The sequence below is a fragment of the Brevundimonas sp. FG8 genome (genome assembly GCF_057808845.1).
Map to the genome: position 1 here is coordinate 134907 of NZ_JBMDIU010000003.1, position 24099 is coordinate 159005.

At 67.9% G+C, this 24099-nt stretch carries 19 protein-coding genes; 5 read left to right on the forward strand and 14 right to left on the reverse strand.

From position 1 onward, the window contains the following. Positions 1–87: 87 nt before the first annotated feature. The 4 genes from ACODRV_RS06975 to dusB are packed head-to-tail and all read right to left on the reverse strand — an operon-like array spanning position 88 to position 5705. Entirely contained in the window at positions 88–951 is an 864-nt protein-coding gene (locus tag ACODRV_RS06975) for a D-amino-acid transaminase (protein ID WP_488907838.1), read from the reverse strand. After that, complete coding sequence (gene ntrX, locus ACODRV_RS06980; protein ID WP_141626582.1) at positions 948–2363, reverse strand: nitrogen assimilation response regulator NtrX; 1416 nt, start codon at positions 2361–2363, stop codon at positions 948–950. Before ntrX ends, ACODRV_RS06975 begins: the two co-directional genes overlap by 4 nt. A gap of 10 nt (positions 2364–2373) precedes the next feature. Continuing rightward, on the reverse strand, positions 2374–4656 hold the full coding sequence (locus ACODRV_RS06985) for a sensor histidine kinase NtrY-like (RefSeq protein WP_488907839.1): 2283 nt from the start codon (positions 4654–4656) through the stop codon (positions 2374–2376). Beyond that, positions 4653–5705 (reverse strand): tRNA dihydrouridine synthase DusB, encoded by a 1053-nt coding sequence (gene dusB, locus ACODRV_RS06990; RefSeq protein WP_488908067.1) that lies wholly within the window; start codon positions 5703–5705, stop codon positions 4653–4655. Before dusB ends, ACODRV_RS06985 begins: the two co-directional genes overlap by 4 nt. A gap of 64 nt (positions 5706–5769) precedes the next feature. Between dusB and ACODRV_RS06995 the strand changes: the two genes are divergently transcribed. Then, positions 5770–6927 carry a bifunctional 2-C-methyl-D-erythritol 4-phosphate cytidylyltransferase/2-C-methyl-D-erythritol 2,4-cyclodiphosphate synthase gene (locus tag ACODRV_RS06995; protein ID WP_488907840.1) on the forward strand — a complete coding sequence of 386 codons (1158 nt, stop codon included), beginning with the start codon at positions 5770–5772 and terminating at the stop codon, positions 6925–6927. On the opposite strand, the gene ACODRV_RS07000 is transcribed toward ACODRV_RS06995, so the two are convergent. Next, complete coding sequence (locus tag ACODRV_RS07000) at positions 6924–9218, reverse strand: spermidine synthase (protein WP_488907841.1); 2295 nt, start codon at positions 9216–9218, stop codon at positions 6924–6926. The genes ACODRV_RS06995 and ACODRV_RS07000 overlap by 4 nt on opposite strands. Before the next feature lie 80 nt (positions 9219–9298). Between ACODRV_RS07000 and ACODRV_RS07005 the strand changes: the two genes are divergently transcribed. After that, positions 9299–9790 carry a CinA family protein gene (locus ACODRV_RS07005; protein WP_488907842.1) on the forward strand — a complete coding sequence of 164 codons (492 nt, stop codon included), beginning with the start codon at positions 9299–9301 and terminating at the stop codon, positions 9788–9790. Next, entirely contained in the window at positions 9787–10020 is a 234-nt protein-coding gene (locus ACODRV_RS07010) for a sulfurtransferase TusA family protein (protein ID WP_488907843.1), read from the forward strand. The genes ACODRV_RS07005 and ACODRV_RS07010 overlap by 4 nt, the downstream gene beginning before the upstream one ends. On the opposite strand, the gene ACODRV_RS07015 is transcribed toward ACODRV_RS07010, so the two are convergent. Then, a complete protein-coding gene (locus tag ACODRV_RS07015) occupies positions 9983–10897 on the reverse strand; it encodes a YihY/virulence factor BrkB family protein (protein ID WP_370451057.1) in 915 nt (304 codons plus the stop codon). The genes ACODRV_RS07010 and ACODRV_RS07015 overlap by 38 nt on opposite strands. Positions 10898–11118: 221 nt before the next feature. Between ACODRV_RS07015 and ACODRV_RS07020 the strand changes: the two genes are divergently transcribed. After that, entirely contained in the window at positions 11119–12438 is a 1320-nt protein-coding gene (locus ACODRV_RS07020; protein ID WP_488908068.1) for a diguanylate cyclase domain-containing protein, read from the forward strand. Between the two features lie 110 nt (positions 12439–12548). On the opposite strand, the gene ACODRV_RS07025 is transcribed toward ACODRV_RS07020, so the two are convergent. From ACODRV_RS07025 to ACODRV_RS07040, 4 genes are all read right to left on the reverse strand, one after another. Then, positions 12549–13004 (reverse strand): hypothetical protein, encoded by a 456-nt coding sequence (locus ACODRV_RS07025; RefSeq protein ID WP_488907844.1) that lies wholly within the window; start codon positions 13002–13004, stop codon positions 12549–12551. Between the two features lie 584 nt (positions 13005–13588). Further along, complete coding sequence (mfd, locus tag ACODRV_RS07030) at positions 13589–17044, reverse strand: transcription-repair coupling factor (RefSeq protein ID WP_488907845.1); 3456 nt, start codon at positions 17042–17044, stop codon at positions 13589–13591. A gap of 8 nt (positions 17045–17052) precedes the next feature. After that, entirely contained in the window at positions 17053–17370 is a 318-nt protein-coding gene (locus ACODRV_RS07035) for an FAD assembly factor SdhE (protein WP_488907846.1), read from the reverse strand. A gap of 99 nt (positions 17371–17469) precedes the next feature. Then, positions 17470–18162 carry a hypothetical protein gene (locus ACODRV_RS07040; RefSeq protein ID WP_488907847.1) on the reverse strand — a complete coding sequence of 231 codons (693 nt, stop codon included), beginning with the start codon at positions 18160–18162 and terminating at the stop codon, positions 17470–17472. Positions 18163–18259: 97 nt separating this feature from the next. Between ACODRV_RS07040 and recG the strand changes: the two genes are divergently transcribed. After that, positions 18260–20347 (forward strand): ATP-dependent DNA helicase RecG, encoded by a 2088-nt coding sequence (gene recG / locus ACODRV_RS07045; protein ID WP_488907848.1) that lies wholly within the window; start codon positions 18260–18262, stop codon positions 20345–20347. A gap of 3 nt (positions 20348–20350) precedes the next feature. On the opposite strand, the gene ACODRV_RS07050 is transcribed toward recG, so the two are convergent. Genes ACODRV_RS07050 through ACODRV_RS07065 form a run of 4 tightly spaced genes read right to left on the reverse strand, consistent with a single transcriptional unit; the run spans position 20351 to position 24083 of the window. Next, entirely contained in the window at positions 20351–20590 is a 240-nt protein-coding gene (locus tag ACODRV_RS07050) for a DUF2798 domain-containing protein (protein ID WP_240811770.1), read from the reverse strand. Between the two features lie 14 nt (positions 20591–20604). Beyond that, positions 20605–22050, reverse strand: coding sequence for an alginate export family protein (locus ACODRV_RS07055; RefSeq protein WP_488907849.1), 1446 nt, complete (start codon positions 22048–22050; stop codon positions 20605–20607). 57 nt (positions 22051–22107) lie between these two features. Further along, positions 22108–22737 (reverse strand): maleylacetoacetate isomerase, encoded by a 630-nt coding sequence (maiA, locus tag ACODRV_RS07060; RefSeq protein WP_488907850.1) that lies wholly within the window; start codon positions 22735–22737, stop codon positions 22108–22110. Between the two features lie 5 nt (positions 22738–22742). Next, a complete protein-coding gene (locus ACODRV_RS07065) occupies positions 22743–24083 on the reverse strand; it encodes an MFS transporter (RefSeq protein ID WP_488907851.1) in 1341 nt (446 codons plus the stop codon). Between the last annotated feature and the right edge of the window lie 16 nt (positions 24084–24099).

Sequence of the window (24099 nt, forward strand, 5' to 3'; positions counted from 1 at the left end):
AGCGGGCCACAGTCATCCCGAACAGCGCCGGACCGGACAAGCCGATGGAGCGCGGACCTCCCGGTCCGCGCTTCAGAAGCGTCGCGGCTACACCGCGTCGCGCGTGCCGCGTTCGATGTAGAGTTGACGCAAACGCGTCGCGACCGGGCCTGGCTTGCCGTCGCCGATCTTCACGCCGTCGATGGAGATCGCGGGCATGACGAAGGCGCCGGCGGCGGTGAAGAAGGCTTCCTTCGCACGCTGGGCTTCCTCGACGGTGAAGGCGCGCTCCTCCAGCTCGATGCCCTCTTCCTTGAGGATGTCGAGCAGGGTCGTGCGGGTGCAGCCGCGCAGGATGTTGGCCTGGGTGTCGCGGGTCCGCAGCTTGCCGTGTTCGTCAATGATCCAGGCGTTGGTCGAGGAGCCCTCGGTCACCAGCCCCATGTCGTCGACCATCCACGCCTCATAGGCGCCGCGGTCCTTCGCGTGCTGCTTGGCGAGGACGTTGGCCAGCAGGCCGACCGTCTTGATGTCGCAACGGCCCCAGCGGATGTCCGGCGTCGTGACCACGGCCACGCCATTGGCGGCGGTGGCGTCGGTCTTCATCGGATTGATCGACCTGGAGGTGATGACCACGCTGGGCGGGGTGCCCTCGGGCGGGAACGGGTGGTCGCGGCGCGACGTGCCGCGCGTGACCTGCAGATAGACGATGCCGTTACGGACCCGGTTGCGCCGGATGGTCTCCTTGAGCACGGCGGTCAGGGCTTCGCGCGACATGGGAATGTCGATACGCAGTTCGCCGAGGCTGCGATGAAGACGGGTCATGTGTCCGTCGAAATCGGCCATGCGGCCATCGAAGACCGACCAGACCTCATAGACCCCGTCGGCGAACTGGAAGCCCCGGTCCTCGATGTGGACGCTGGCCTGTCCGTGGGGGACGTACTGGCCGTTGACGTAGGCGACGCGGCTCATTCCTCGACGGGTCCTTCTTCCTCTTCCTCGCCACCACGCGACGGCGAGACCCCCAGCGACTTCAGTTTGCGGTGGAGCGCCGAACGCTCCATGCCGATGAAGGCGGCGGTGCGCGAGATGTTTCCACCGAACCGCATGATCTGGGCGGCCAGATATTCGCGCTCGAACACCTCGCGCGCCTCGCGCAGCGGCAGGGCGATGATGCGTTCGGCGCCGAGAGCGGTGTTCGACCCGGCGTGGGTCGCCTCCTGCGGCAGGGCGTCGGCGCCGATTGGATCGTTCACGTCTCCGGTGGCGAGGATCAGCAGCCGCTCGACGTTGTTGCGCAGCTGGCGGACGTTGCCGGGCCAGGGATGGACCTGCAGCACGGCGATGGCGTCATCGCCCAAACGGCGACGCGGCAGGCCCTGCGACGACGACAGGCTTTCGATGAAGTAGTCGACCAGTTCCTGGATGTCCTCACGGCGCTCGGACAGGGCCGGGACGCGGATCGGCACGACATTCAGGCGATGGAACAGGTCCTCGCGGAAGCGGCCCTCGGCGATCTCCTGCTTGAGGTCGCGCGAGGTGGAAGTGATGACGCGGACATCGACCTGCACGTCCTGCTCGCCGCCGACGCGACGGAAGCGCTGTTCGACCAGCACACGCAGGATGCGGCTCTGGCTTTCGCGCGGCATGTCGCCGACGTCGTCCAGATACAGGGTGCCGCCGTGGGCGCGCTCGAACACGCCGATCTTGCGCGGGCGACCATCGACGCCCTCTTCACCGAACAGTTCGACGTCGAGGCGTTCGGGGGTCATGCCGGCGGCGGCGATGGCGACGAACTCGCCGCGCGCGCGGGCGCTGGCGTCATGGATCTGGCGGGCCACAAGCTCCTTGCCCGAGCCGGGCGGGCCCGAGATCAGGACGCGGCTGTTGGCCGGGGCGACCTTGGCGATGGTGCTGCGCAGGGTCTGGGCGGCGGCGGACTTGCCGATCAGGCCCGTCGGCACCGCCACCTGGGCGCGCAGGCGGCGGTTCTCGCGCATCAGGGCCGAGGCCTCGAGCGCGCGCTGAACCACGACCACCAGCCTATCCGACTTGAACGGCTTTTCGATGAAGTCATAGGCGCCGCGCTGAAGCGCGCTGACGGCGGTTTCGATATTGCCGTGGCCCGAGATCATGACCACCGGCAGGTCGGGGTCGAGTTCCTTGATGACGTCCAGCAGCTCCAGCCCGTCGAGGCCCCCGCCCTGCATCCAGATATCGAGCAGGGCCAGCGAAGGACGGCGCGCGCGGATGGCGGCCATGGCCTCGTCCGAATTGGAGGCGACGCGGACGGCGTGCCCCTCATCCTCGAGCAGGCCCGAGACAAGCTCACGGATGTCCGCCTCGTCGTCGACGACCAGAATGTCAGCTCCGGTGGAACGCATATCGCCTCGCTTATTCGGCCACCGGGATCACGCCGCCGGACGCTTTCGCGTCCTTCGGCCCCGGAGCCTTCACTGGGGATTTCAGGGGAAAGATCAGACACACACGGGCGCCGGACAGCGTCTCGGCATCGGCCAGCTTCAGCTCGCCGCCGTGCTCCTCGCAGATGCGCTTGACGATGGCCAGGCCGAGGCCCGTACCCTTCTCGCGCGTGGTCACATAGGGTTCGGTAAGGCGGTCCCGGTCCCTGGCCGGCAGACCCGGACCGTCATCCTCGATGACGAAGGTGACAATGGCGTCCTCGACCGACAGGCGGGCCGAGATGCCGACGCCTTCATCGCTCTTCGGGTTGGCCTCGCGCCGGGCCGCCACGGCCTCGCCCGCGTTCTTGAGAATGTTGGTCAGGGCCTGACCGACCATCTGGCGGTCGGCGTGGATGGTGACCCTGGGCAGGGGCTCGACCAGATCAATATCGATGTCCGGCGCGGCCACCCGCTGGGCGAAGACCGCCTCGCGCAGCAGCTCCGCCGGGTTGGCGGCGGTGAAGCGGGGGGCGGGCATGCGGGCGAAGGACGAGAACTCGTCCACCATCCGGCCGATGTCGCCGACCTGACGGATGATGGTCTCGGTGCAGCGGTCGAAGACCTCAACATCCTCCTCGACCATCTTGCGATAACGGCGGCGCAGACGCTCGGCCGAAAGCTGGATGGGGGTGAGAGGGTTCTTGATCTCGTGGGCGATGCGGCGGGCCACGTCGCGCCAGGCGGCGTTGCGCTGGGCGGTGACCAGACGGGTGATGTCGTCGAAGGTCAGGACCATCTCACCGCCGACGCCGCCCTCGATCCGGACGCGCAGGCGGCGGGTCTCCCCGTCGGTGCTGACGTCGATCTCTTCCTCGATATGGGCCTCGGCGCGGCGGGCCAGTTCGCTCAGCTCGGGCGAGACTTCGCCCAGAAGACGCCCGATGACGCCCTCTCCGGAAATGCCGAGAAGGTCGACGGCGCTGTCGTTGATGGCCGAGACGCGCCGCTGGCGATCCACGCCTATGACGCCGGCCGAGACGCCGGACAGCACGGTCTCGATGAAGCGGGAGCGGCCGGTGGCCTCCTCGCTGGCGGCGCGCAGGGCGGCCTGCTGGGCCTCAAGGTCGCCGGTCATGCGGTTGAAGGCGTCGGACAGGGTGCGGATCTCGCCCGGGCCGTCTCCCGCATCAACCCGCGCGGCCAGATCGCCGCCCGCGACACGATCCGCCGCCACGACGAGACGCCCGATCGGCGCCGAAATGGAGTTGGCCGCCGACATACCCAGCCAGACGGCGCCGACCAGCACCAGAAGCGCGGTCTCCAGATAGCTGAGGGTGAACACGGCCTGGATGCGGGCGCGGCTGTCCTGCGCCTCCTTGTAGGCGACGATGGACTCGCGAGCCGAGGCCACCTGACCGATCAGACCGGGCTGCAGGGGACGGACCAGATAGAGGTAGGCGTCGCCATAGGCCGGGAAGGCGCGCAGGCCGCGAATGGCGTCCGGCCCCTCGGTCAGTTGCTGGACCGAAGGCGCTTCCTGACCCTGGGCCTCTTCCAGCGCGTCCCGGGAGGGGGCGACATAGGGCGGGGCGTTTGGCCCTTCCCCGCTGGCCAGCACCTCGCCGTTCTCATCGAGGATGTAGACGGCGGGGTAGCCGAACAGCTGGCCGACCTGACTGAGGGCGTCGGAGAACTGGATGCGATTGCCGAACAGGGGGCGGATGCCCTCCAGCTGTTCGGAGATCACGGAGATGTCGGCGTCGATCTCCTGCGAGACGTCGCTGGTATAGGCCAGGCCGATGGCCGCGCCATTGTCGACCGCCGCCTGCACATTGTCGCTGAACCACTGGTCCACGCCCCGATTGACCAGCACGCCGAACACCAGGGCGATCAGGATGGCGGGAACCAGGGCCACGGACGAGAACAGAACCACGAAGCGCAGGTGCAGACGCGCGCCGGCATCACCACGTCTGCGCCGGACCAGACTGAAGGCGCGTCGACCGACCACCGCCGCCAGACCGCCGATCAGGACCAGATTGGCGATCAGGATCAGCAACATCAGCTGGCTGACAGAGGCGCGCGCGCCCTCCCCGCCCACGTCCGGCGCGACGGCGACCAGCCAGATCGCGCCGATGTTGGTGATCAGGGCCAGGGCGAAGGCGATGAGGAAGACGTTGCGACGGCGTGTTTCCGACCAGCCTGCGAACCAGCGCGCCGGACCGCGCGGGGCGGTCGGTTCGGGTTCGACGTCGGCGGCGGGTGTGTCCGTCATGCCGCGTCAGAGTTGACCAGCTGTGGCTCGATATCAACAGCAGAGTTGCAGGAATGCGTCACGACTGACCACAGCTCCGTGAGCGCGGCCTCCACCTCCTCCGGACTGTCCAGCCGACAGAGGCGGCTCTTGGCGGCCCGACGGTCCAGCGGATCGGCCGGCCAGGGCGCCTGTTCGACGTACCAGCCGAGATGTTTGCGAAACATCTTCAGCCCCAGCGGCAGGCCGTAGAAGGCGACCGACCCACGCAGGTGTTCGATCACGATGGCCAGCCGTTCCTCACGATCCGGCTCCTGCAGCACGGTCCCGTCGGCCAGCGCCCGCTCCAGATGGGCCGCCAGCCACGGGCGGCCGTAGACGCCGCGCCCGAGCATCAGGGCGTCAGCGCCTGACTGGCGCAAAGCCTCGCGGGCGTCGTCCGCGGTCAGGATGTCGCCGTTCACGACGACGGGGATTGAAACAGCGGCCTTCACCTCCGCCACGGCGGTCCAGTCGGCCTTGCCCGTATAGAACTGCTGGCGCGTGCGGCCATGGACGGTGACGGCCTTCACGCCAATTTCCTCGGCGCGACGGGCGATCAGGGGCGCATTGCGGCTGGCGTCGTCCCAGCCGAGACGCATCTTCACCGTCACAGGCCGGGACGTGGCGTTCACCGCGGCCTCGATCAGACGACAGGCTAGATCGGGCGTCCGCATCAGAGCCGAGCCGCAGGCGGCGCCGGTCACTTCCTTGGCGGGACAGCCGAAGTTCAGATCAACGATGTCGGCGCCGGCCTTTTCGGCCATGCGCGCGCCTTCGCCCATCGCTTCCGGATCGCGACCGACGAGCTGGATCACCGTCAGCGGCAGGCCTTCGCCGACGGCGGCGCGGCGCACGACGTCCGGACGGGCACGGGCCAGTTCGGCGGCGGCGACCATCTCGGTCGCGACATAGGCCGCGCCCAGCCGCGAGGCGAGCAGACGGAACGGGAGATCGGTGATCCCGGTCATGGGCGCGGTCAGCACCCGTCCGGGCACCCACACGTCACCAATCTGAAGGCCTGCGCTCATCGGCTCCTTGAGGCGGTTCGAACCGCTCTCGTCAAGCATGACGGCGGCGATTAGAAGGCCGGACATGACCTCTTCCCTCCCCTCCGTCGCCGCCGTCGTCGTCGCAGCAGGCTCCGGAACCCGCTCGGGCGGCGCCAAGCAATGGCGTCTGCTGGGCGGCAAGCCGGTGATCCGCTGGTCTGTCGAAGCCCTGCTGAAGGCGGGCGCACAGGACGTCGTCGTGGTGATTTCCACCGGCGCGGAAGCCGAAGCGGCAGCCGCATTGAGCGGCCTGACCGGCTGGCGGACCGTCACCGGAGGGGCCGCGCGCGCCGACTCGGTGAAGGCCGGGCTGGCCGCGCTGGGCGGCCCCGAGGATCGCCCCGTGCTGGTGCACGATGCGGCGCGCCCCTTCCTGTCTCCCGCCGTGATCGCGCGTTGTATCGAGGCCCTTAAAGAGGCGGACGGCGTCCTGCCCGCCCTGCCGGTCGCCGACAGCCTGCGCCGCGCCGTGGACGGGATCGTCGCCGGTTCGGTGGAGCGCGAGGCCCTGTGGCGGGCCCAGACCCCACAGACCTTCCGCCTGAAGACCCTGACCGACGCCTGGGCCGCATGGCCTTCGGACGAAGCCGCCACCGATGAGGCGACCGTTGTGGAACGCGCGGGCGGGCGTGTGAAGATCGTCGAGGGCGACGCCCGCCTGATGAAGCTGACCTATCCCGAGGATTTCGCCATGGCCGAGGCCCTGATCCCCCGCACCGTCCGCATCGGTCAGGGCTATGACGTGCATCGCTGGGGCCCGGGCCAGTCGGTGTGGCTGTGCGGACTGGAAATCCCGCACGACCAGACCCTGATCGGCCACTCCGACGCCGACGCCGGACTGCACGCCCTGACCGACGCCATTCTGGGCGCGATCGGCGAAGGCGACATCGGCGATCACTTCCCGCCCAACGACGACACCTGGAAGGGCGCGCCGTCGGACCTGTTTCTGAAACACGCGGTCGGTCTGGTCACCGCGCGCGGCGGTCGCATCTCGAATGTGGACGTGACCCTGATCTGCGAGCGGCCCAAGGTGAAGCCGCACCGTCAGGCGATGCGCGAACGGCTGGCCGCAATCCTCGACATCCCGCTGGACGCCGTCAGCGTGAAGGCCACGACCTCCGAAGGACTGGGGTTCACCGGTCGAGGCGAAGGTCTGGCGGCCCAGGCCGTGGCGACGGTGGAGCTGCCGGCCGCGCTCTAGTACGGGCGCTCCGGCGGCGGGAAGCGGCTGCGCCAGATCGCCCCGAGCAGGTTCACATAGTCGTCAGTCCAGGCGCGAACAGAGGTCTCGGCGGGCTGCTTCCAGCGCGCGTCCCGTCGGAAGTCAGCCAGCCCCGCTTCGGTCGGCGAGATGATCAGGGCCTCGGTCGAGGCCTCGGCCATCGTCGGCATGTCCCCGCTTTCGATGTAGAGCTGGTGCAGGGCCGGAACGCCGAGATCCTGCGCCGCCGCGACAGTCGGCAGGGTGATCTCAAGGTTCCGGTTCGACAGGTGCAGCAGCACCACCCCGTTCGGCTTGAGCAGTCGCAGATACCCGCGGATCGCCTCGACCGTCAGCAGGTGGGTCGGGACGGCGTCCGACGAGAAGGCGTCGATGATCAGCAGATCATAGCTGCTCGCCGGTTGGTGATTGAGCGTCAGGCGTGCGTCGCCCAGCACGGTCTTCACCGGCCCCTCCGCGCAGGCCGAGATGTAGCTGAACCAGCGTGGATCGCGCGACAGCCGGTCCACCATCGGATCGATCTCGAAGAAGGTCAGGGTGTCCTGCGGACGTTTGTAGGTCGCCATGGCGCCGGAGCCCTGACCGACGACGCCGATGTTCATCGGCCCGCGCCCGCGCAACATCAGCGCGGACTGACCGATGGGGGTGTTGACGTTGTAGTACAGGGTCGGGGCGCAGACATTCTGGCCCTGTTGAGCCTGCGCGCCATGCAGGGTCGTGCCGTGCATCAACACATGGACGTCGCCGCCCATGCCCTGATCGGGCACATTCGCCACCCGCATCACGCCGAAGAAGCTGCGCTCCGAATAACTCCAGTCATAGCCGCGGGTGATCCACTGGGACGACAGGGCGATCATCACCAGGATGGCGGTGAAGACGACCGCCCGATCCCGCGCCAGAAAGGCGCAGACCACCGCCGGCACAAGGATCACCATCGTCAGTTGCGACATGTTGAGCGGGAAGGTGTCGTAGAAGAACCCGCGCGCCGCATCGTTTGAGTTCAGCCAGACAGAGAGCAGCACCGGGATCAGCGCCACGACGGCGGCGCCGACCATGGCGCCGACATACTGGCCGTCGATCCGCCCCCGTCCCCACGGCCGCAGAAGGCCGACCAGCACCAGCACCAGCGGGTACTCCCACACCATGTCGAAGATCACCGGCGCCACAAGAGCCGTGAACGCGCCCCCGACCACGCCGCCGAACGACATCAGCAGATAGAACTCGGTCAGCCGGTCCGGCGCGGGTCGACGCGCAGCCAGCAGCTGGTGACACATCAGGGTCGCGAAGAAGAAGGCGACCAGATTTATCGCGAAAGCCAGCCCCCAGTCCCCCGACCGGAAGGCGACCAGCAGCACGCCGACCGCTCCTGCACCCGCCTGGATGACCAGGGTGATCGGCAGCGGTATCCACGGCCTGTTCTGGAAGGCGATGACGAAGGTCAGCAGGTAGAGCGCCAACGGGATCACCCACAGGAAGGGCGCCGAGGCGACGTCGGTGGACAGGTGGGTGGTCACCCCCAGCATAAGGCTGGACGGCGCGGCGGCGAGCAGGACCAGCAGGCCCTTTTCCTTCCAGGGGATCGGGGCGCTCTTTTCCAGAGGCGCGGGCTCGGCGGCGCGATCCAGACGGCGACTCCAGACCACCAGCGCCAGCGCCGCCACCAGCAGGACGAAGACGCCGTAGCCGCCGGTCCAGCTCCAGCGCTGGCCGGACAGGGTCGAGAGCGGCTCGATCAGGATGGGATAGGACAGCAGGGCCAGAAAGCTGCCGAGGTTCGAGGCGGCGTAAAGGACGTAGGGGTTCTTGCCGTCCGCATGACCGGCCCGGACGCGGGCGTACCAGGCCTGAAGCAGGGGGGCGGTGGCGGACAGGATGGCGAACGGCGCCCCGACCGAAAACGTCAGGGTCGCCAGCAGCCAGCCGATCGGCGCGGACGGGTTCGGGTCTCCCAACCAGCCGTTGATGTGCAGGGGGAGGAACAGGGCCGCGGCCAGCAAAAGGGTCAGATGGATCGCCACCTGGAGCCTGATCGAGCCGATCCGCTGCAGGCCGTGAGCATAGCCATATCCGGCGAGCAGCGCGGTCTGGAAGAAGACCATCGAAGTGTTCCACACCGACGGCGATCCGCCGAGCATGGGCAGAACCAGCTTGGTCACCATCGGCTGGACCACGAAGACCAGCGAGGCCGAAACGAAGATGGCCACGGCGAACAGGATCGGGGTCAACCGGTCGGCCGGCCGCGTCACCGTGTCCATGCTGGTCTCGCTCATGCCCGCGCCGTCCCGTATGCTGGCGCCCGAACAGCGCACGGTCAGACTAGACCGACTCGTCGCCCCATCGGAAAGCCCGGATGTTCCCGACAGATATCAGAGCCCTCGCTCAACAGATCATTACGGAGGCCTCGGCGCGCGGACTGATGGCGGCCACGGCGGAAAGCTGCACCGGCGGGCTGGTGGCCGGCGCCCTGACCGAGATCGCCGGATCGTCCGCGGTGGTGGACCGGGGCTTCGTCACCTACAGCAACGCCGCCAAGACCGCGCTGGTGGGTGTTCCGGCCGATCTGATCGCCGCGCACGGCGCGGTGTCGGAACCCGTGGCGCGAGCGATGGCGGAAGGCGCGGTCGCCCGCTCCGACGCGACCGTTTCGGTGGCCATAACGGGCATCGCCGGACCGGGCGGCGGGTCGCCTGAAAAGCCGGTGGGACTGGTTCACTTCGCCGCAGCCGGACCGGCGGGCGTGGTCCATGCCGAGCATCGCTTCGGCGACATCGGACGCGAGGCCGTTCGGCTCGAGAGCGTGCGCGTGGCGCTGAACCTGCTGCTGGACCGAATCCGCGCATGACGGTGATCGACGCACGGGGGCACCGCTGCCCGACCCCCAGCCTGAAACTCCAGAAGGCGTATAACGCCGCCGCGCCCGGCCAGCGCCTGACCCTGCTGGCGACCGATCCGATGGCGCGGATCGACGTACCCTTCCTGATGCGGGATCTGGGCGGCGAGGTGGTGTCGATCGAGGAGGCCGACGGCGTCCTGGCTATCGTGGTCGCGACGCCCGACGCTCCGACAGGCTGACCACCGTCTTTTCACCGGTATCCGCGCTTGCGTCCGGCGCGGGCGCGTCCATCTCGCGAGCGGCAATCTCCATCTCGGTGGTGAAGGCGCCGCCGTAGAAGATGGCGTTGACGTTCCACGACAGCCAGATCAGCAGTACGACGACGGCGCCGACCGAGCCGTAGGTGGCGCCCAGCGGAGCGATCTGCTCGACGTAGATGGCGCACAGCCAGGACGAGACCGTGGACATCACCGTGGCCACCAGACCCCCGACGATGGACGGCGCCCAGGCGACCGGCGCGGTGTGGGACATGGCGTAGCGGTAGAGCATGGTCAGCCCGATCGCGAGACCGATGGCGGGCCACAAACCGTCCAGTGAAAAGCCGTTGGCGGAAGCGACGGAGCCAGGGCCGGTATGCTCCATCAGCCGTGAGGTGACGACGGCGCCCGACACCACGGTGAACAGGGCGAAGGCGAACAGGGCGACGAAGAAGGCCAGCAGATTGAACTTGAAGAAGCCGTGGGGCTCGGTCTCGTCATGGATCAGGTTCAGTCCCGCCAGCAGGGCCTTGAAGCCCCGGTGGGCGGCATACCCGCCGATCACGAGGGCGAAGAAGCTCTGGGCCGACACGGTGCGGGCCGAGGCGTTGGCCAGCCGCTCGATCTCCTGCTGAAAGATGGCGCGGGCGGCATGCGGCATGACATCGGCCAGCGCCGCGGCCTGCTCACTGACCTGACCGATCGACAGAACGACCTTGTAGAAGCCGATCAGGATGGCGATGGCGGGGAAGACGGCCAGCAGGGCGAAGAAGGAGACGCCGCCCGTATAGAGCATGACGTCGCGACCCCAGCTGCGGGTGAAAGCCCTGACCGCAAGACGGCCCCAGAGCCTGGGCATGGCCCAGCGCACCGCCGCATCAATGTCCGTGTTCGCCTGCAAACCTGTACTCGCGCCACCCAAGGCGAGACGTTTACCGCAATTCGGCCCCATTGGAACCAGCCTCGCCACCGCTGCGGAAAAACCGTTGATTGGCCCGTTGCTTCCGGACAGGGGTCATCGCTATGGTCCCCCTTCATGAGGGCGCCGCCGGGGCGGGGGCGATCCGGAGATTCCGTCCTTTGGTCCTTGATCCGCGTATTCTGGTCGTCGCGCCCGATGACGACCTGATCGGCCCCCTGTGTCAGGGTCTGGATGCGCTCGGCTGGCGCACGGTGACGGCGCGGTCGCTGGCCGGAGCGGTGCAGGTTCTGATCGACTGGCCGCTGGAGGCGGTGGTCCTCGACGCCCGGCTCGAAAACGCCGACGACGGGGTGCGCGCCATGCGCCAGACCGTCTCCCCTCGCCGCCTGCCGGTTCTGGCCATCGGCGAGATGACCCCGGCCTGGGAGCCGGGACTGGCCGACATCGCCATGACCCAGACCCCGCACGCGGCGCAGGCCGCGCTGCGGCTGGAGCATATGGTCCGCACGGCCATCGCGGAAGAGGAAGTGACCCTGCGGGAGGCCACCTTCACCGCGCGGGGCGAGCCGCTGGCCACGCCGGAGGTCGAGACCGCGCCGCTGCGGGTGCTGGCGGCGGGCAAGCCGGACCGGCATTTCCTGGCCCTGTCCAACGCCCTGACCGCGCTGGATTGCGAGGTCGTGGCCGCGCCGACGCCCTATACCGCCTTCGACTATCTGCATGAACGCCCGTTCGACGCCGCCGTCCTGTGGGGCGCCGAGGATCACGCACCGGCCCTGTCCATCGCCTCGGGCATGAAGCGGAACACCCGGCTCTATCACGTGCCGGCGATCCTCTATCTGCGCGGCGCGGGCGAGATCAATCTGGCCGAACTGTACAATCGCGGCTTCGCGGACGTGGCTGCCGCCGACACGCCGGAAGAGGAAACGGCCCAGCGGATCGTGGCGCTGGCGCGGGCGCACCGTCGCCATGTGGCCATCCGCAGGGCGCTGGAGAGCGCACGCGGATCGGGCCTGACCGATCCCTCGACCGGCCTGTTCACGCCCGAGCTTTTCGCCAGCCATCTGGCCCGCGTGGCCGAGGGCGCGCGCCTGCGCCGTCGGCCGCTCTCAGTGGCCGTGCTGCGGGTGTCGGAAACGGAGGCGGTGGCCGCCGCGCGCGAGGGAGGCTGGCTGGATCGCGCCCTGCCCCAGATCGGCGCGATGGTCTCGCGCCTGATCCGCACCGAGGACACCGCGGCCCGCCTGTCCGCCGACGTCTTCGCCCTGGCCCTGCCCGCCACCAAGGGCCCGGCCGCCCGGATCGCCGCCGACCGCATCGCCGCCGTCATCAGCTGCACCGCCTTCGACGCCGGCCCCGACCGCGCGCCCTTCGTGGTCGAGTTCGAGGTCGGCGTGGCGGAGGTCATGCCGGGCGAATCCCCGGCCGTGGTTCTGGAACGCGCCTCGGCGGACGTGGGCGCGTCGGAGAAGCGCTGATAGCGCTTCTGGCGAGCCTGCTGGCGGTGCTGATGCAGGAAGAGCCGAAGCTGAGAACCGCGAAAATAGCTATGGCTGTGACGGATAATTCTACAGTCGTCGCCGCTCACTCAACGACCCGCCGCAGCGTTTAGAATACCGCGCTCCAAGTTCCCCAGACTTACACACTCCGCGACGCCAACGTTGCCGCCTATGCTGGCTCTGGTCTGACGGAATCGGGCATTGACCGTCGCATTGACCCCAGACGGTGTCTCGCGGACGAACACGTTCAGATCGACCGCTCCGCCGACCGGAGCCATGAAGGTTGCTCCTCCGCAGTCGGCGAACTCGCGAAGATCATTCACGCTGGAGAACATCCGCTCGGCATAGATGATGCCGCTGTCCTTCTCGATGGTCTTGATCGCGATGTTGCTGGTGGCGAAGTGTTCAACGAGGTTGCTCCAGACCTCATCTTTGGAGAGCGGGATCGCCCGACTGGTTTCAATCGGAATCAGCGCTGGCGCCGTGGCGCAGCTGGCCAGGCCAAGGCAAACGACGGCGACTGCCGTTCCGAGCTTGATCGTCATGGATGTATCGGCTCCCCGGTTGCGAGCGCACCACGCTGCTCTTGCGCAAGCCTGCGAATATCGACGTTGGAGGGGCATGAAAACTCCACCTCCCACGACCCCAACGTCAGTTCCTTGACGTTACCAACGGTGCACCCGAGCGGCCGAACAAACGTCTCGGCGACTATCCGGTTGATCTCAGCGCCATCCCGACTCGCTGATTGAGAAATTCGGCGCTGAATGAGGAAGGTGTCGTCCTTCGGGTGGATGTATAGCGAGAATGCAGCCGGTCCCAGACGCACCTGTGCGTCGGAGAGGTCGCCTCCATAAGTGAAAAGCCTAGCAGAGCATCCCGTCGCCATGAGCCCGGCTAACGATACTACGAGAAACCTCTTCATTCGCCCCCGCCTTGTGCTCGCAGAGCAAGCCGGACCACGCCCCCCCGCGACCGCCACAAGCTCAGCGTGCACATGCTACTAACTAAGGATGCTGTTTCGCAATATCACATCGCCGCAACCGACGCCGCGCCCGGCTCCTTCCGGATACGGTTCAGCAGGTCTAGATGAGCCAGCAGCGACTGATGGCTGACCAAGCGTCTGCGACCGTCACGCCGCTCCCGCCACCCGCGCCAGATCGGCGGTGATGCGTTCGGCGACCTTCAGGCGGTCCTCCGGCGTATCCCAGTCGCCCTTCACGACGATCTTCTGATCGGGGCGGATCTTCCAGAAGGCGTGGTTCTTCTGGATCAGGCCGACAAGCCCCATCGGGTTCGGGAAGGTATTGTCGCGCAGGGTCAGCACCGCGCCCTTGGGTCCGACGTCAATGCGTTCGACGTGAGCCGTCTTGCAGTTGGCCTTGATGCCGACGATGCGCAGAAGCTGTTTCGCTTCATCGGGCAGAGGACCGAAGCGGTCGATCAGTTCGGCAGCCAGAGCCTCGCGACTTTCGGTGTTCTCGGCGTCCGACAGGCGGCGGTACAGGCTCAGACGAACGTTCAGGTCCGGGACATAATCCTCTGGAATCAAAACAGCTGCGCCGACATTGATGGCCGGGGACCAGCCGCGATCAACCACCCCGCCCTCGCCCGCCTGGCGCAGCTCGGCCACCGCGTCCTCGAGCATCTGCTGATACAGTTCGACGCCCACCTCGCGGATGTGGCCGGACTGTTCGTCGCCCAGCAGATTGCCGCCGCCGCGCTGGTCCAAGTCGTGGCTGGCCAGCTGGAAGCCGGCGCCGAGGTTGTCCAGCGACTGAAGCACCTGCAGACGGCGCTCGGACGACAGCGACAGGGGTTTGGTCGCGTCCGTGGTCAGATAGGCGAAGGCGCGCGCCTTGGCCCGACCGATGCGGCCTCTGATCTGGTGCAGTTGCGCCAGACCGAACATGTCCGCCCTATGCACAATCAGGGTGTTAGCCGTCGGAACATCAAGTCCGGACTCAACAATGGTCGTGGACAGCAACAGGTCGTAGCTGCCGTCGTAGAAGGCGCTCATCACGTCTTCCAGCTGGGTCGGCGTCATCTGGCCGTGACCGACCACGAACTTGATCTCGGGCACCTGCTCGCGCAGGAATTTCTCGATGTCCGGCAGGTCGTTGAGGCGCGGCACCACGTAATAGGCCTGCCCGCCGCGATACTTCTCGCGCAGCAGGGCTTCGCGAACCAGCACCGGGTCCCACGGGGTGACGTAGGTGCGGACGGCCAGACGATCCACGGGCGGCGTGGCGATGATCGACATCTCGCGGATGCCCGACAGGGCCATCTGGAGCGTGCGCGGGATCGGGGTCGCGGTCAGGGTCAGCAGGTGCACGTCGGCGCGAAGCGACTTGAGCTTCTCCTTGTGCTTGACCCCGAAGTGCTGCTCCTCGTCGACGATGACGAGGCCCAGGTCCTTGAAGCCGACCTGCTCGCTCAGCACCGCATGGGTGCCGACGACGATCTCGAACGAGCCGTCCTTCAAACCCGCGCGCGTCTCGGCCGCGTCCTTGGCCGTGACCATGCGCGACAGGTGGCGGACCTTGATCGGCCAGCCCGCGAACCGCTCTGAGAAGGTCTTGAAGTGCTGGCGCGCCAGCAGGGTCGTGGGGCAGACCACGGCCACCTGCTGCCCGCTCATGGCCACGACAAAGGCGGCGCGCAGGGCCACCTCGGTCTTGCCGAAGCCGACATCGCCGCAGATCAGGCGATCCATCGGCGTGCCCTTGCCCAGATCCTCCAGCACGTCGCCGATGGCGTTGAGCTGGTCGTCCGTCTCCTCATACGGGAAGCGGGCGCAGAACTCATCGAACAGCCCCTGCGGCGGGGTGATGGCGTCCGAGGTGCGCAGCGAGCGCTTGGCGGCCAACGCGATCAGGCCCTCGGCCATGTCGCGCAGACGCTGTTTGGCCTTGGCCTTGCGCGCCTGCCAGCCCGCGCCGCCCAGCCGATCCAGTTGCGCCCCGTCAGTATCGGAGCCGTAGCGGGTCAGCAGGTCGATGTTCTCGACCGGCAGGTAGAGCTTGCTCTCGCCCGCGTACATCAGCTCCAGACAGTCGTGCGGGGCATCCTGGATTTCGAGCGTCTTCAGCCCGTCATAACGGCCGATGCCGTGATCCAGGTGGACGACCAGATCGCCTGCGGTCAGGGCGGACGCCTCGGCGAGGAAGTTCGACGCCCGGCGCTTCTTGCGCGGTCGCGCCAGACGGTCGCCGAGGATGTCGGTCTCGGAGATGACCGCCAGAGCCTCGGTCTCGAAGCCATGCTCGACCGGCAGAACGCCGCGCAGGAACAGGCCGTCGGGCGCCTTCTGAACATCGGCCCAGTCGCGCACGGCGACCACATGCTCCAGCCCGTGATCGGACAGCATGGCCGCCAGACGTTCGGAAGAACCCTCGGTCCATGAGGCGAACAGGACGCGCTTGCCCGCCGCCTTCAGGCTCTGGGCGTGTCTGGCCACAGCCTCGAACAGATTGACGCTGTCCTGCGACCGCTCGGCGGTGAAGGCGCGGCCCAGACGACCGCCCGCATCCTCGCCACCAACCTGGTCGTTGGCCGCGAAGGGCGACAGCCGACGCACGGCGCGGCCCGCAAGCGCCGAGTTCCAGTCCGCTTCCGGCAGATAGAGTCGTTCGGGCGGCAGGGCGCGGTTGGCGGCCCCGGCCTTGGTCCGGGAGGCATCGCGACGGGCTTCGTAAGCGTCGGCGGTCAGGGTCCAGCGCTCGGCGCGCGCGGCCTCCGCCTGATTGTCGAGGAAGACCGGCGCCTGATCCGGCAGATAGTCGAACAGGGTCTCCAGCCGGTCGTAGAGCAGCGGCAGCCAGTGCTCCATGCCCTGACGGCGCGCGCCCTCGCTGACGGCGGCGTACAGCGGATCATCGCCGCCGGCGCCGAACAGGTTCAGATAGCCGGTCCGGAAACGGGAAATACCCTCGGGCGTCAGCAGCGCCTCGGACACCGGGGCCAGCGAAATGGAGCGCATCTGGCCGGTGGAGCGCTGGGTCGCGGGATCGAAGGTGCGGATCGTCTCCAGCTCGGACCCGAACATGTCCAGACGCACCGGCTCCTCGAAGCCCGGCGGGAAGACGTCGATGACGCCGCCGCGCACGGCGAACTCGCCCCGCTCCGACACGGTCGAGGCCCGCACATAGCCGTTCGCCCCGAAATAGCGTTCCAGCGCCGTCGTATCGAGGTCAAGGCCGACCGTGGTTTCGAAGCCGGCGGCCGTGGTCACCTCACGCGGGGGCGTGCGCTGGGTGGCGGCGGCGACCGTCGTGACGACCAGCAGAGGGTGACTGTCATCCACGGCGCGCCCGGCCAGTCTGGTCAGGGCCGCCATCCGCTCGGCCGACACCGAGGCGGTGGGGCTCAGGCGGTCATAGGGCAGACAATCCCAGGCCGGAAACTCAAGAACTTCAATATCGTTCGCGAAGAACCGGAACGCCTGGGCGAACTCACCCATGCGGGCGTAGTCGCGGGCGACAAAGACGCCAATGCCGCCGACAGCGCGCAGGCGGTCCGCCACAGTCAGGGCGTCGAGACCTTCCGGGGCGCCGCCCAGTTCCAGATCGCCGCGCGTCGGGGTCATCACATCCATCAACCGGCGCCCTTCGCGACTTCAGCGGCGACATGCGCGGCCATGAAGGCGCGGATCTTCGTTATCAGGCTGCCGTCGTATTTCTCGGGGGTCGGCGCGGTCTGGATGATCCAGGCGTAAAGGGCGTGATCGTCGTCCTCCAGCAGCAGGTCTTCGAACAGATCCAGCTCCTCGGGCGTCAGTGTCGGCGCGACCTGATCAGCGAACGGCCCGAGCACCAGATCGGCTTCGCGGAAGCCACGACGCCATGCGCGGAAGGCGATCCGGCCCAGCCGTTGTTCACGGGTTTCAGTCGGACGCGCGTTCGTATCGGCCACAAGAATCCTTGCCCGGTCAGCTGGGTGAAAACAGTCGGGGTGCAGATAGCGTTCCTGCCCCCCGACCGCCAGCGGATCAGCTCAGATTGCTGCCAAAAGTCAGGCGGGCCAGATGGCCTTGAGCTTGTCAGTCAGGGCGATGCGTTCCGCCAGTCCATTGCTTCCGCCGTTGATCAGCTTCGTCACGGCCTTCACGTCATCCTTCGAGGCCGGGACATTGATCTTGCGGCTTTTCCAGAACTCGATCGCCGCCCGCATCGACCCTGCCGGCGTCAGCAGGAGGTCGGGATTAAGCTCGTAGGCCGCGCCGAGCGCCGCGTAATTGGCCCGCCCCGTCAGCTGGATCATTCCACGACCGCGATATTTGTAGCCGTCGCCGGGCTCCACATTGCCCAGGTTCTTCTTGCCCCATTCACCGCCGTAGACCGTGTTGCCGATGGCCTCCTTGTCGGCCCGCTGCGTGCCCGTTCGGCCGATCTTCCGGGCCTGCGCCGCGGTGATCCGCCCGGGGAAGGTCTTCACCAGCCCCTCGACCGAATAGTTCAGGTTCTCCTCGCGCGGTCGAAACCCGCTTTCATGCGAAATCTGGGCGAAGAAGTGGATGAAGTGCAGGCGGTCCACCAGCACGCCTCGGGCATCGAGCGCGATCAGACCGCCCGTTCCGTCAGGCGCGACGCCGCCGGAGACATACTCCGCCAGCCCCTGAAAAGTCCGCGCCCCAAGCTTGCCGTCCACGATGCCGACATCGTAGCCCCTGTCCGTGAGATTCTGCTGTAGCTTCGCTATCGACATGGATGCCCCCATTCCTGCTGAACGCCCTCAATCTCAACTCTGAATAACATCGTCCGCAACTCTTGCGCGTCACAAAGAATGACCTCCGACTGAATTCATGCGGCCGCCGATCCTCTTTCCCCTGTTCGCCGACGTCTCGACCCTGAAGGGTGTCGGACCGAAGGCGCTGCCGCTGGTGCAGAAGCTGGCGGGGCCGCTGGTGCGGGACGTGCTGTTCCTGTCGCCGTCTGGCGTGGTCGTGCGTCGCCCGATGACGGCCGTGAACGCGGTCGAGGGACAGGTCGGTATTTTCGAGGTGATGATCGACCGGCTGATCCTGCCCGGAAAGCCCGGCGTGCCGATCAAGGTGCGGGCTTCGGACCAGACCGGGTTTGTGCACCTCATCTGGTTCGGTGGTTCGGGCCAGCACATCGATCGCCTGCTGCCGCGCGGCGAGACGCGGCTTGTCTCGGGCAAGGTCGAGCGGTTCAACAATGAAGTTCAGATCGTCCACCCGGATGTGTTCAAGCCGACTGAAGCCGATGAGATCGCGGCGGTGGAGCCTGTCTATCCGGCGACCCAGGGCCTGACCTCGCGCACCATTCGCAAGCTGGCGCAGCAGGCGCTGGCTCTCGCGCCGGAGCTCCCGGAGTGGCAGGACCCGGCTTGGCTGGCGAAGCAGCAGTGGGCCAGCTGGCGCGAGGCCATCGCCGCCTTGCATACCCCGACCGGCGAGCGCGATCTGGAGCCGGACGCGCCCGCGCGCGAGCGGCTGGCCTATGACGAACTGTTCGCCCACCAACTGGCGCTGGCCCGGCGGCGACGGGCGCGGCTGATCACGCCCGCCCCGGTGATCCGTCCGGGCGAGGCATCGGATCGCCTGCTGACCGCCCTGCCCTTCACCCTGACCGGCGCGCAGCAGAGGGCCGTCGAGGACATCCGCCATGACCTCGCGTCGGGCGAGCAGATGGGCCGACTGCTCCAGGGCGACGTCGGCTCGGGCAAGACGGCGGTTGCGGCGCTGGCGCTGGCCGATGCGGCGGCCTCAGGTTTCCAGGCGGCCCTGATGGCCCCGACTGAAATCCTGGCGCGACAGCACTATCAACGGCTGGCCCCGATGCTAGAGGCGGCGGGGGTCCCGACGGTGCTGCTGACCGGCCGGGACAGTCAGGCCGAGCGGCGGCCGAAACTGGCGGCGCTGGCGGATGGTCAGGCCAGGGTGGCCATCGGCACCCATGCCCTGTTCCAGGACGCGGTCCGCTTTGACCGGTTGGGGCTGGCGGTGATCGACGAGCAGCACCGGTTCGGGGTGAACGAGCGCGCGCGACTGCAGGCCAAGGGCGACCCGCGCACGGGCGGAGTTCACCTGCTGACCATGTCGGCGACGCCGATCCCGCGCACGCTGGAGCTGACCCAGTATGGCGAACTGGACGTGTCGCGCCTGACGGAGAAACCGCCGGGCCGGACGCCCGTGACGACGGCCGTGCTGCCGCTGGCGCGCATCGGCGAGGTGGCCCGGCGGCTGAAGGCGGCGCTGGACGACGGGGCGCAGGCCTACTGGATCTGCCCGCTGGTCGCCGAGAGCGAGGCCAGCGATCTCGCCGCCGCCGAGGCACGGGCGGCGGACCTGCGCCGCATCCTGCAGGTCGAGGTCGGATTGGCGCACGGCCAGATGCCCGGGCCGGAACGCGAGGCCGTCATGGCCGACTTCGCGGACGGTCGCACGCCCCTGCTGGTCGCCACCACGGTGGTCGAGGTCGGGGTCGATGTGCCCAACGCCTCGATCATGGTCATCGAGCACGCGGACCGTTTCGGCCTGGCGCAGTTGCACCAGCTTCGCGGACGGGTCGGACGTGGCGCCAAGGCCTCGACCTGCCTGCTGCTCTATGGCGGCGGAGATGACGGGTTGGGCGAGACGGCGAAGACCCGGCTGGAGACCCTGCGGCGCACCGAGGACGGGTTCGAGATCGCCGAGGAAGACTTCCGCCTGCGCGGCGGCGGCGATCCGCTGGGGCTGAAGCAGAGCGGTTTCCCCGCCTATCGTTTCGCCGACCCGATCCGCCACAAGGGACTGATGCTGGCGGCGGCGGATGATGCGCGGCTGGTTCTGGGTCGCGATCCGGACCTGCTGTCGCCGCGGGGCGAGGCGGTCAAGGTGCTGGAGGCGCTGTTCGACTGGCGCAACGAAAGGTTTGCGCTGGACTAGGGTCTATCCCGAACAGAGGCGGGTGGTGAGCCGACGCACGAACGGCAGGATCAGCAGAAGCGTCGGGAAGGCCGCCAGCCAGGACAGCCCCCAGGCGGACAGCCAGACCCGCAGGAAGGCGTCGGTCAGGCCGACACCCCTGAGCGTAGAGACGCCGGACACCACCATCGTCATGACGATGGACAGCAGCAGCGCCATCACCAGAGGAGCGAAGCGGGCCGGCAAACGGGGAGGCGTGCTCACCGGCCCGCTCCGGATCAGAACTTAACGCCCACGATCAGGCCCGCGTAGGACTGATCATCAGCGCCGCTCTGCTTCAGAAAGTCACCGGCCTTGGTGTAGTTGACCACGCCGGTCACGGTGACGAACGGATTCACGACGTAGCTGGTGAACGCCGCATAGCGCCAGCCGACGTAGGCGGAGTCGCCCTCGGCCCCGCTGCGCAGCAGTTGGCCCGACAGCAGATAGACGCCGTCCTCCTTGCTCTGACGCCACAGACCGGCGGTCAGCAGGCCCACGGTGGTCTTCGGTAGCGGCTGGAACGTCAACTGCGGCTGGATCGACACAAGGTTTGACACGCCCAGATCGGTGCGCAGCGAGATCGGCGGCACATAGAGCTGGTTGTAGGTGCCGAGCTTGCCGTCCGTCCGGTCGTCGTCGCCCGAGGCTGCGTCGAAGCGAACAGCGACGCGCGGTTTCCACGCGTGATCGAAGCTGTGACCGACGGTGGCCGAGACATACCAGGCCTCGATATCCAGACCGCGGAAGTCACCGGTCTGCAGTACGCCCTCAACGTCGTAGTCCCACGGCGCGACGCGACCGTTCAGACGGACCGAGAAGGTGTCCCGGTCATCGCGACCGGCCAGACCGGTATCGAAAGCCACGCCGATCCGGTCGGTGTTGGCGTAGAGGAACTCCAGCCGCGACGCGGTCGGGCCGGTCCCGAGAGCGCGGGCGGCGGTGGCCCCGTAGAGGCGGTAGTCATAGTTGGTGGCGTCGTCGAACGTGGCCTTGCTCTCGCGGATCGCGTAGCCGGCGAAGACGCCGCCGGACCAGCCATTCGGGTTGTCGTAGATCACGCGAGCCATGTCGAAGGCGGTGCGGGCGTTTGCGCCCTCGCGCGGCTCGAAGATGCGGAAGGCGCCGACGCCGAACTCCTGACGTCCGACGCGAACGCGCAGGGCGCCCTGCCCCAGCGAATGCTTCGCCTCGAGGAAGGCCTGATGGACGTCCGCGCGGCTTTCCTCGGTGAAGGGTTCGCCGCTGTCGAGGCCGTGGCTGCGGGCGTCCTGGATATCGACAAAAGCGCGCAGATTCGGCGTCAGGCGCCAGTCGGCCCACAGGCGCAGACGTTGTTGCAGATCGCCGTCGTCGTCCTGGAGACCCCGACCGAAACGTTCATTGCCACGATACTCGGCGCGCCAGCGGGCTTCACCGCCGAGGCTGAGCCAGGTCGAACCGACCGGAATGGCCTTCATCTGCGCCCAGTTGGAGGCGTCTTCTCCGAGGTTCCGGTAGGCGGTCCAGTCCTCGTCGTGATTGATCGGGCGGAACGCCGGCGCCGGGCGCGCGGCCGGAGCCGCGGCGGGAGCAGCCTGCACCGCAGCCGGGGCGGTGACGATCGGCGCATCGGCGGCAGGAGCGGCCTCAGGCGATGAGGCGGCAAGGATCATGGCGGCGGCGGCCGCAGTGTTGAGCAGCATAGGTTTCCCCTCTGGAGCTGGCCCGGTTGGCTCCGGGCGCGTTGCCTTGATGGATGGTTATTCGGCGTCGGGCTGGGCGCCCGGCGCAGCGGATCTGAAGGCGTCGAGTTCAAGGCAGGCGGCCTCGATCTCGAGCAGGCGCGGCCAGCGCAGGTCCACATTGAACCGGCGGGCGTTGCCCAGTTGAGGCACGATGACGATGTCGGCGAGCGTCGGAGCGGAGCCGAAGGCGAAGGGGCCCGGGCTGTCGACCAGAAGGCGGTCGACGGCGTCCAGCCCCTGCTCGATCACCGCTGCGGCCCAGGATTGGACCGCCTCCTCCGCCAGACCCAGATCGCGAAGGTTCTGAAGGACCTTCAGGTTCTGGACCGGATGGATGTCGCAGGCGATCACCTGGGCCACGGCGCGGACGCGGGCCCGCTCCAGCGGATCGGCGGGCAGCAGGGCGGTCTCCGGGTGAAGCTCGTCCAGATACTCGCAGATCGCCAGCGACTGCGTCAGGACCGCGCCGTCGTCGGTGATCAGGGCCGGAACCAGCCCCTGGGGGTTGATCGCCAGATACTCCGGCGCCCGTTGCTCGCCCTTGCGCAGGTGGTGGAAGACCTGCTCCGCGACGAGCCCCTTGAGGTTCAGGGCGATCCGCACGCGCCACGACGCAGTGGAACGGAAGTAGCCGTGCAGGATCATGGACGTCAGGCTCCGGGCGCGTTGCGGCGCACGGCGCCGAGGGTGAAGACCGCGATCGAAGCGATCACAGCGGGTACGACAGCCAGCAGGATCAGCGACTGCGGCGACCACTCGCGGGCCAGCAGCATGCCGCCCACCAGCGGGCCGACGATGGCGCCGATGCGGCCGACGCCCAGCGCCCAGCCCACGCCCGTGGCGCGGATGGCGGTCGGATAGACCGAGGCGGTCAGGGCGTTGCAGCCGATCTGCGCGCCGACGACGCCGAAGCCGGACAGGGCCGCGCCGACCAGCAGGACGGTCAGGTTGGTTCCGCCGAAGGCCAGCAGGGCGATGAAAGCGGCCGAGGCGGCGTAGGCTGTGCCCAGCACCAGATAGGGGCTGATCTTGTCGATCATCCGGCCCAGGGCGACGGCGCCGACGACGCCGCCGAGGTTCAGGGTAGCGGTCGACAGGATGGCCAGCGACAGCGGCAGACCGGCGCCCTTCAGCAGGGTCGGCAGCCAGTTCACCAGGAAGTACATGACCAGCAGGTTCATGAAGAAGGCGACCCACAGCAGCAGGGTCGTGGGCGTGCGGCCTTCACGGAACAGCTGGAAGACCGAGAAGCCCTTGGCGGCCGACGACTGTTCGTCCTTCAGGCCGGCGATGAACTCGCTGACCGAGGCGTTGGCGTCGATCTTGGCCACGATGGGGGCGATCTTCGATTCCGGCGCGCCTTTGGCGACGAGGAAGCGAACGGACTCCGGCAGCATGAACCACAGGACCGGCAGCAGCAGCAGCGGAAGGACGCCGCCGACGACGAAGACCGAGTGCCAGTCGAACTCGGCGATCAGCCAGGTCGAGACCAGGCCGCCGATGGTGGAGCCCAGCGGGAAGCCGCAGAACATGACGGTGACGAGCGTGGCGCGCAGCCGGGCCGGGCCGTACTCGCTGGTCAGGGCGATGATGTTCGGCATGGCCGCGCCCAGACCGATCCCCGTGATGAAACGGTAGATCAGCAGTTCGTGCATGGAGGTCGAGAAGGCCGTCAGCAGGGCGAACAGACCGAATATGGCGGTCGAGATCAGGATGACGGTCTTGCGGCCGAACCGGTCAGCCGCGGGGCTGAGGGTGAAGGCGCCGACCGTAAGGCCCAGCAGGCCGATGGCGAAGATCGGACCAAACTCGGAAGGCTTCAGCCCCCAGTCCTCGGCGATCTTGGGCGCGACAAAGGCGATCGACTGGGTGTCGAAGCCGTCGAGCATCGCGATGATGAAGCACAGCGCCGTGACGCCGAACTGGAGCGGGCCGAATTTCGCCCGGTCGATGACGGCGTTGCCGCCGCCGGTTCCGGAAATGGTAGCCATTGTTGTTCCTCCCCTG

Bases quoted from the DNA above. Each gene is read 5' to 3' on its own strand.
- ACODRV_RS06975 (WP_488907838.1), bottom strand. From the start codon at position 951: ATGAGCCGCGTCGCCTACGTCAACGGCCAGTACGTCCCCCACGGACAG.
- ntrX (WP_141626582.1), bottom strand. From the start codon at position 2,363: ATGCGTTCCACCGGAGCTGACATTCTGGTCGTCGACGACGAGGCGGAC.
- ACODRV_RS06985 (WP_488907839.1), bottom strand. From the start codon at position 4,656: ATGACGGACACACCCGCCGCCGACGTCGAACCCGAACCGACCGCCCCG.
- dusB (WP_488908067.1), bottom strand. From the start codon at position 5,705: ATGAGCGCAGGCCTTCAGATTGGTGACGTGTGGGTGCCCGGACGGGTG.
- ACODRV_RS06995 (WP_488907840.1), top strand. From the start codon at position 5,770: ATGACCTCTTCCCTCCCCTCCGTCGCCGCCGTCGTCGTCGCAGCAGGC.
- ACODRV_RS07000 (WP_488907841.1), bottom strand. From the start codon at position 9,218: ATGAGCGAGACCAGCATGGACACGGTGACGCGGCCGGCCGACCGGTTG.
- ACODRV_RS07005 (WP_488907842.1), top strand. From the start codon at position 9,299: ATGTTCCCGACAGATATCAGAGCCCTCGCTCAACAGATCATTACGGAG.
- ACODRV_RS07010 (WP_488907843.1), top strand. From the start codon at position 9,787: ATGACGGTGATCGACGCACGGGGGCACCGCTGCCCGACCCCCAGCCTG.
- ACODRV_RS07015 (WP_370451057.1), bottom strand. From the start codon at position 10,897: ATGCCCAGGCTCTGGGGCCGTCTTGCGGTCAGGGCTTTCACCCGCAGC.
- ACODRV_RS07025 (WP_488907844.1), bottom strand. From the start codon at position 13,004: ATGACGATCAAGCTCGGAACGGCAGTCGCCGTCGTTTGCCTTGGCCTG.
- mfd (WP_488907845.1), bottom strand. From the start codon at position 17,044: ATGACCCCGACGCGCGGCGATCTGGAACTGGGCGGCGCCCCGGAAGGT.
- ACODRV_RS07040 (WP_488907847.1), bottom strand. From the start codon at position 18,162: ATGTCGATAGCGAAGCTACAGCAGAATCTCACGGACAGGGGCTACGAT.
- recG (WP_488907848.1), top strand. From the start codon at position 18,260: ATGCGGCCGCCGATCCTCTTTCCCCTGTTCGCCGACGTCTCGACCCTG.
- ACODRV_RS07055 (WP_488907849.1), bottom strand. From the start codon at position 22,050: ATGCTGCTCAACACTGCGGCCGCCGCCGCCATGATCCTTGCCGCCTCA.
- maiA (WP_488907850.1), bottom strand. From the start codon at position 22,737: ATGATCCTGCACGGCTACTTCCGTTCCACTGCGTCGTGGCGCGTGCGG.
- ACODRV_RS07065 (WP_488907851.1), bottom strand. From the start codon at position 24,083: ATGGCTACCATTTCCGGAACCGGCGGCGGCAACGCCGTCATCGACCGG.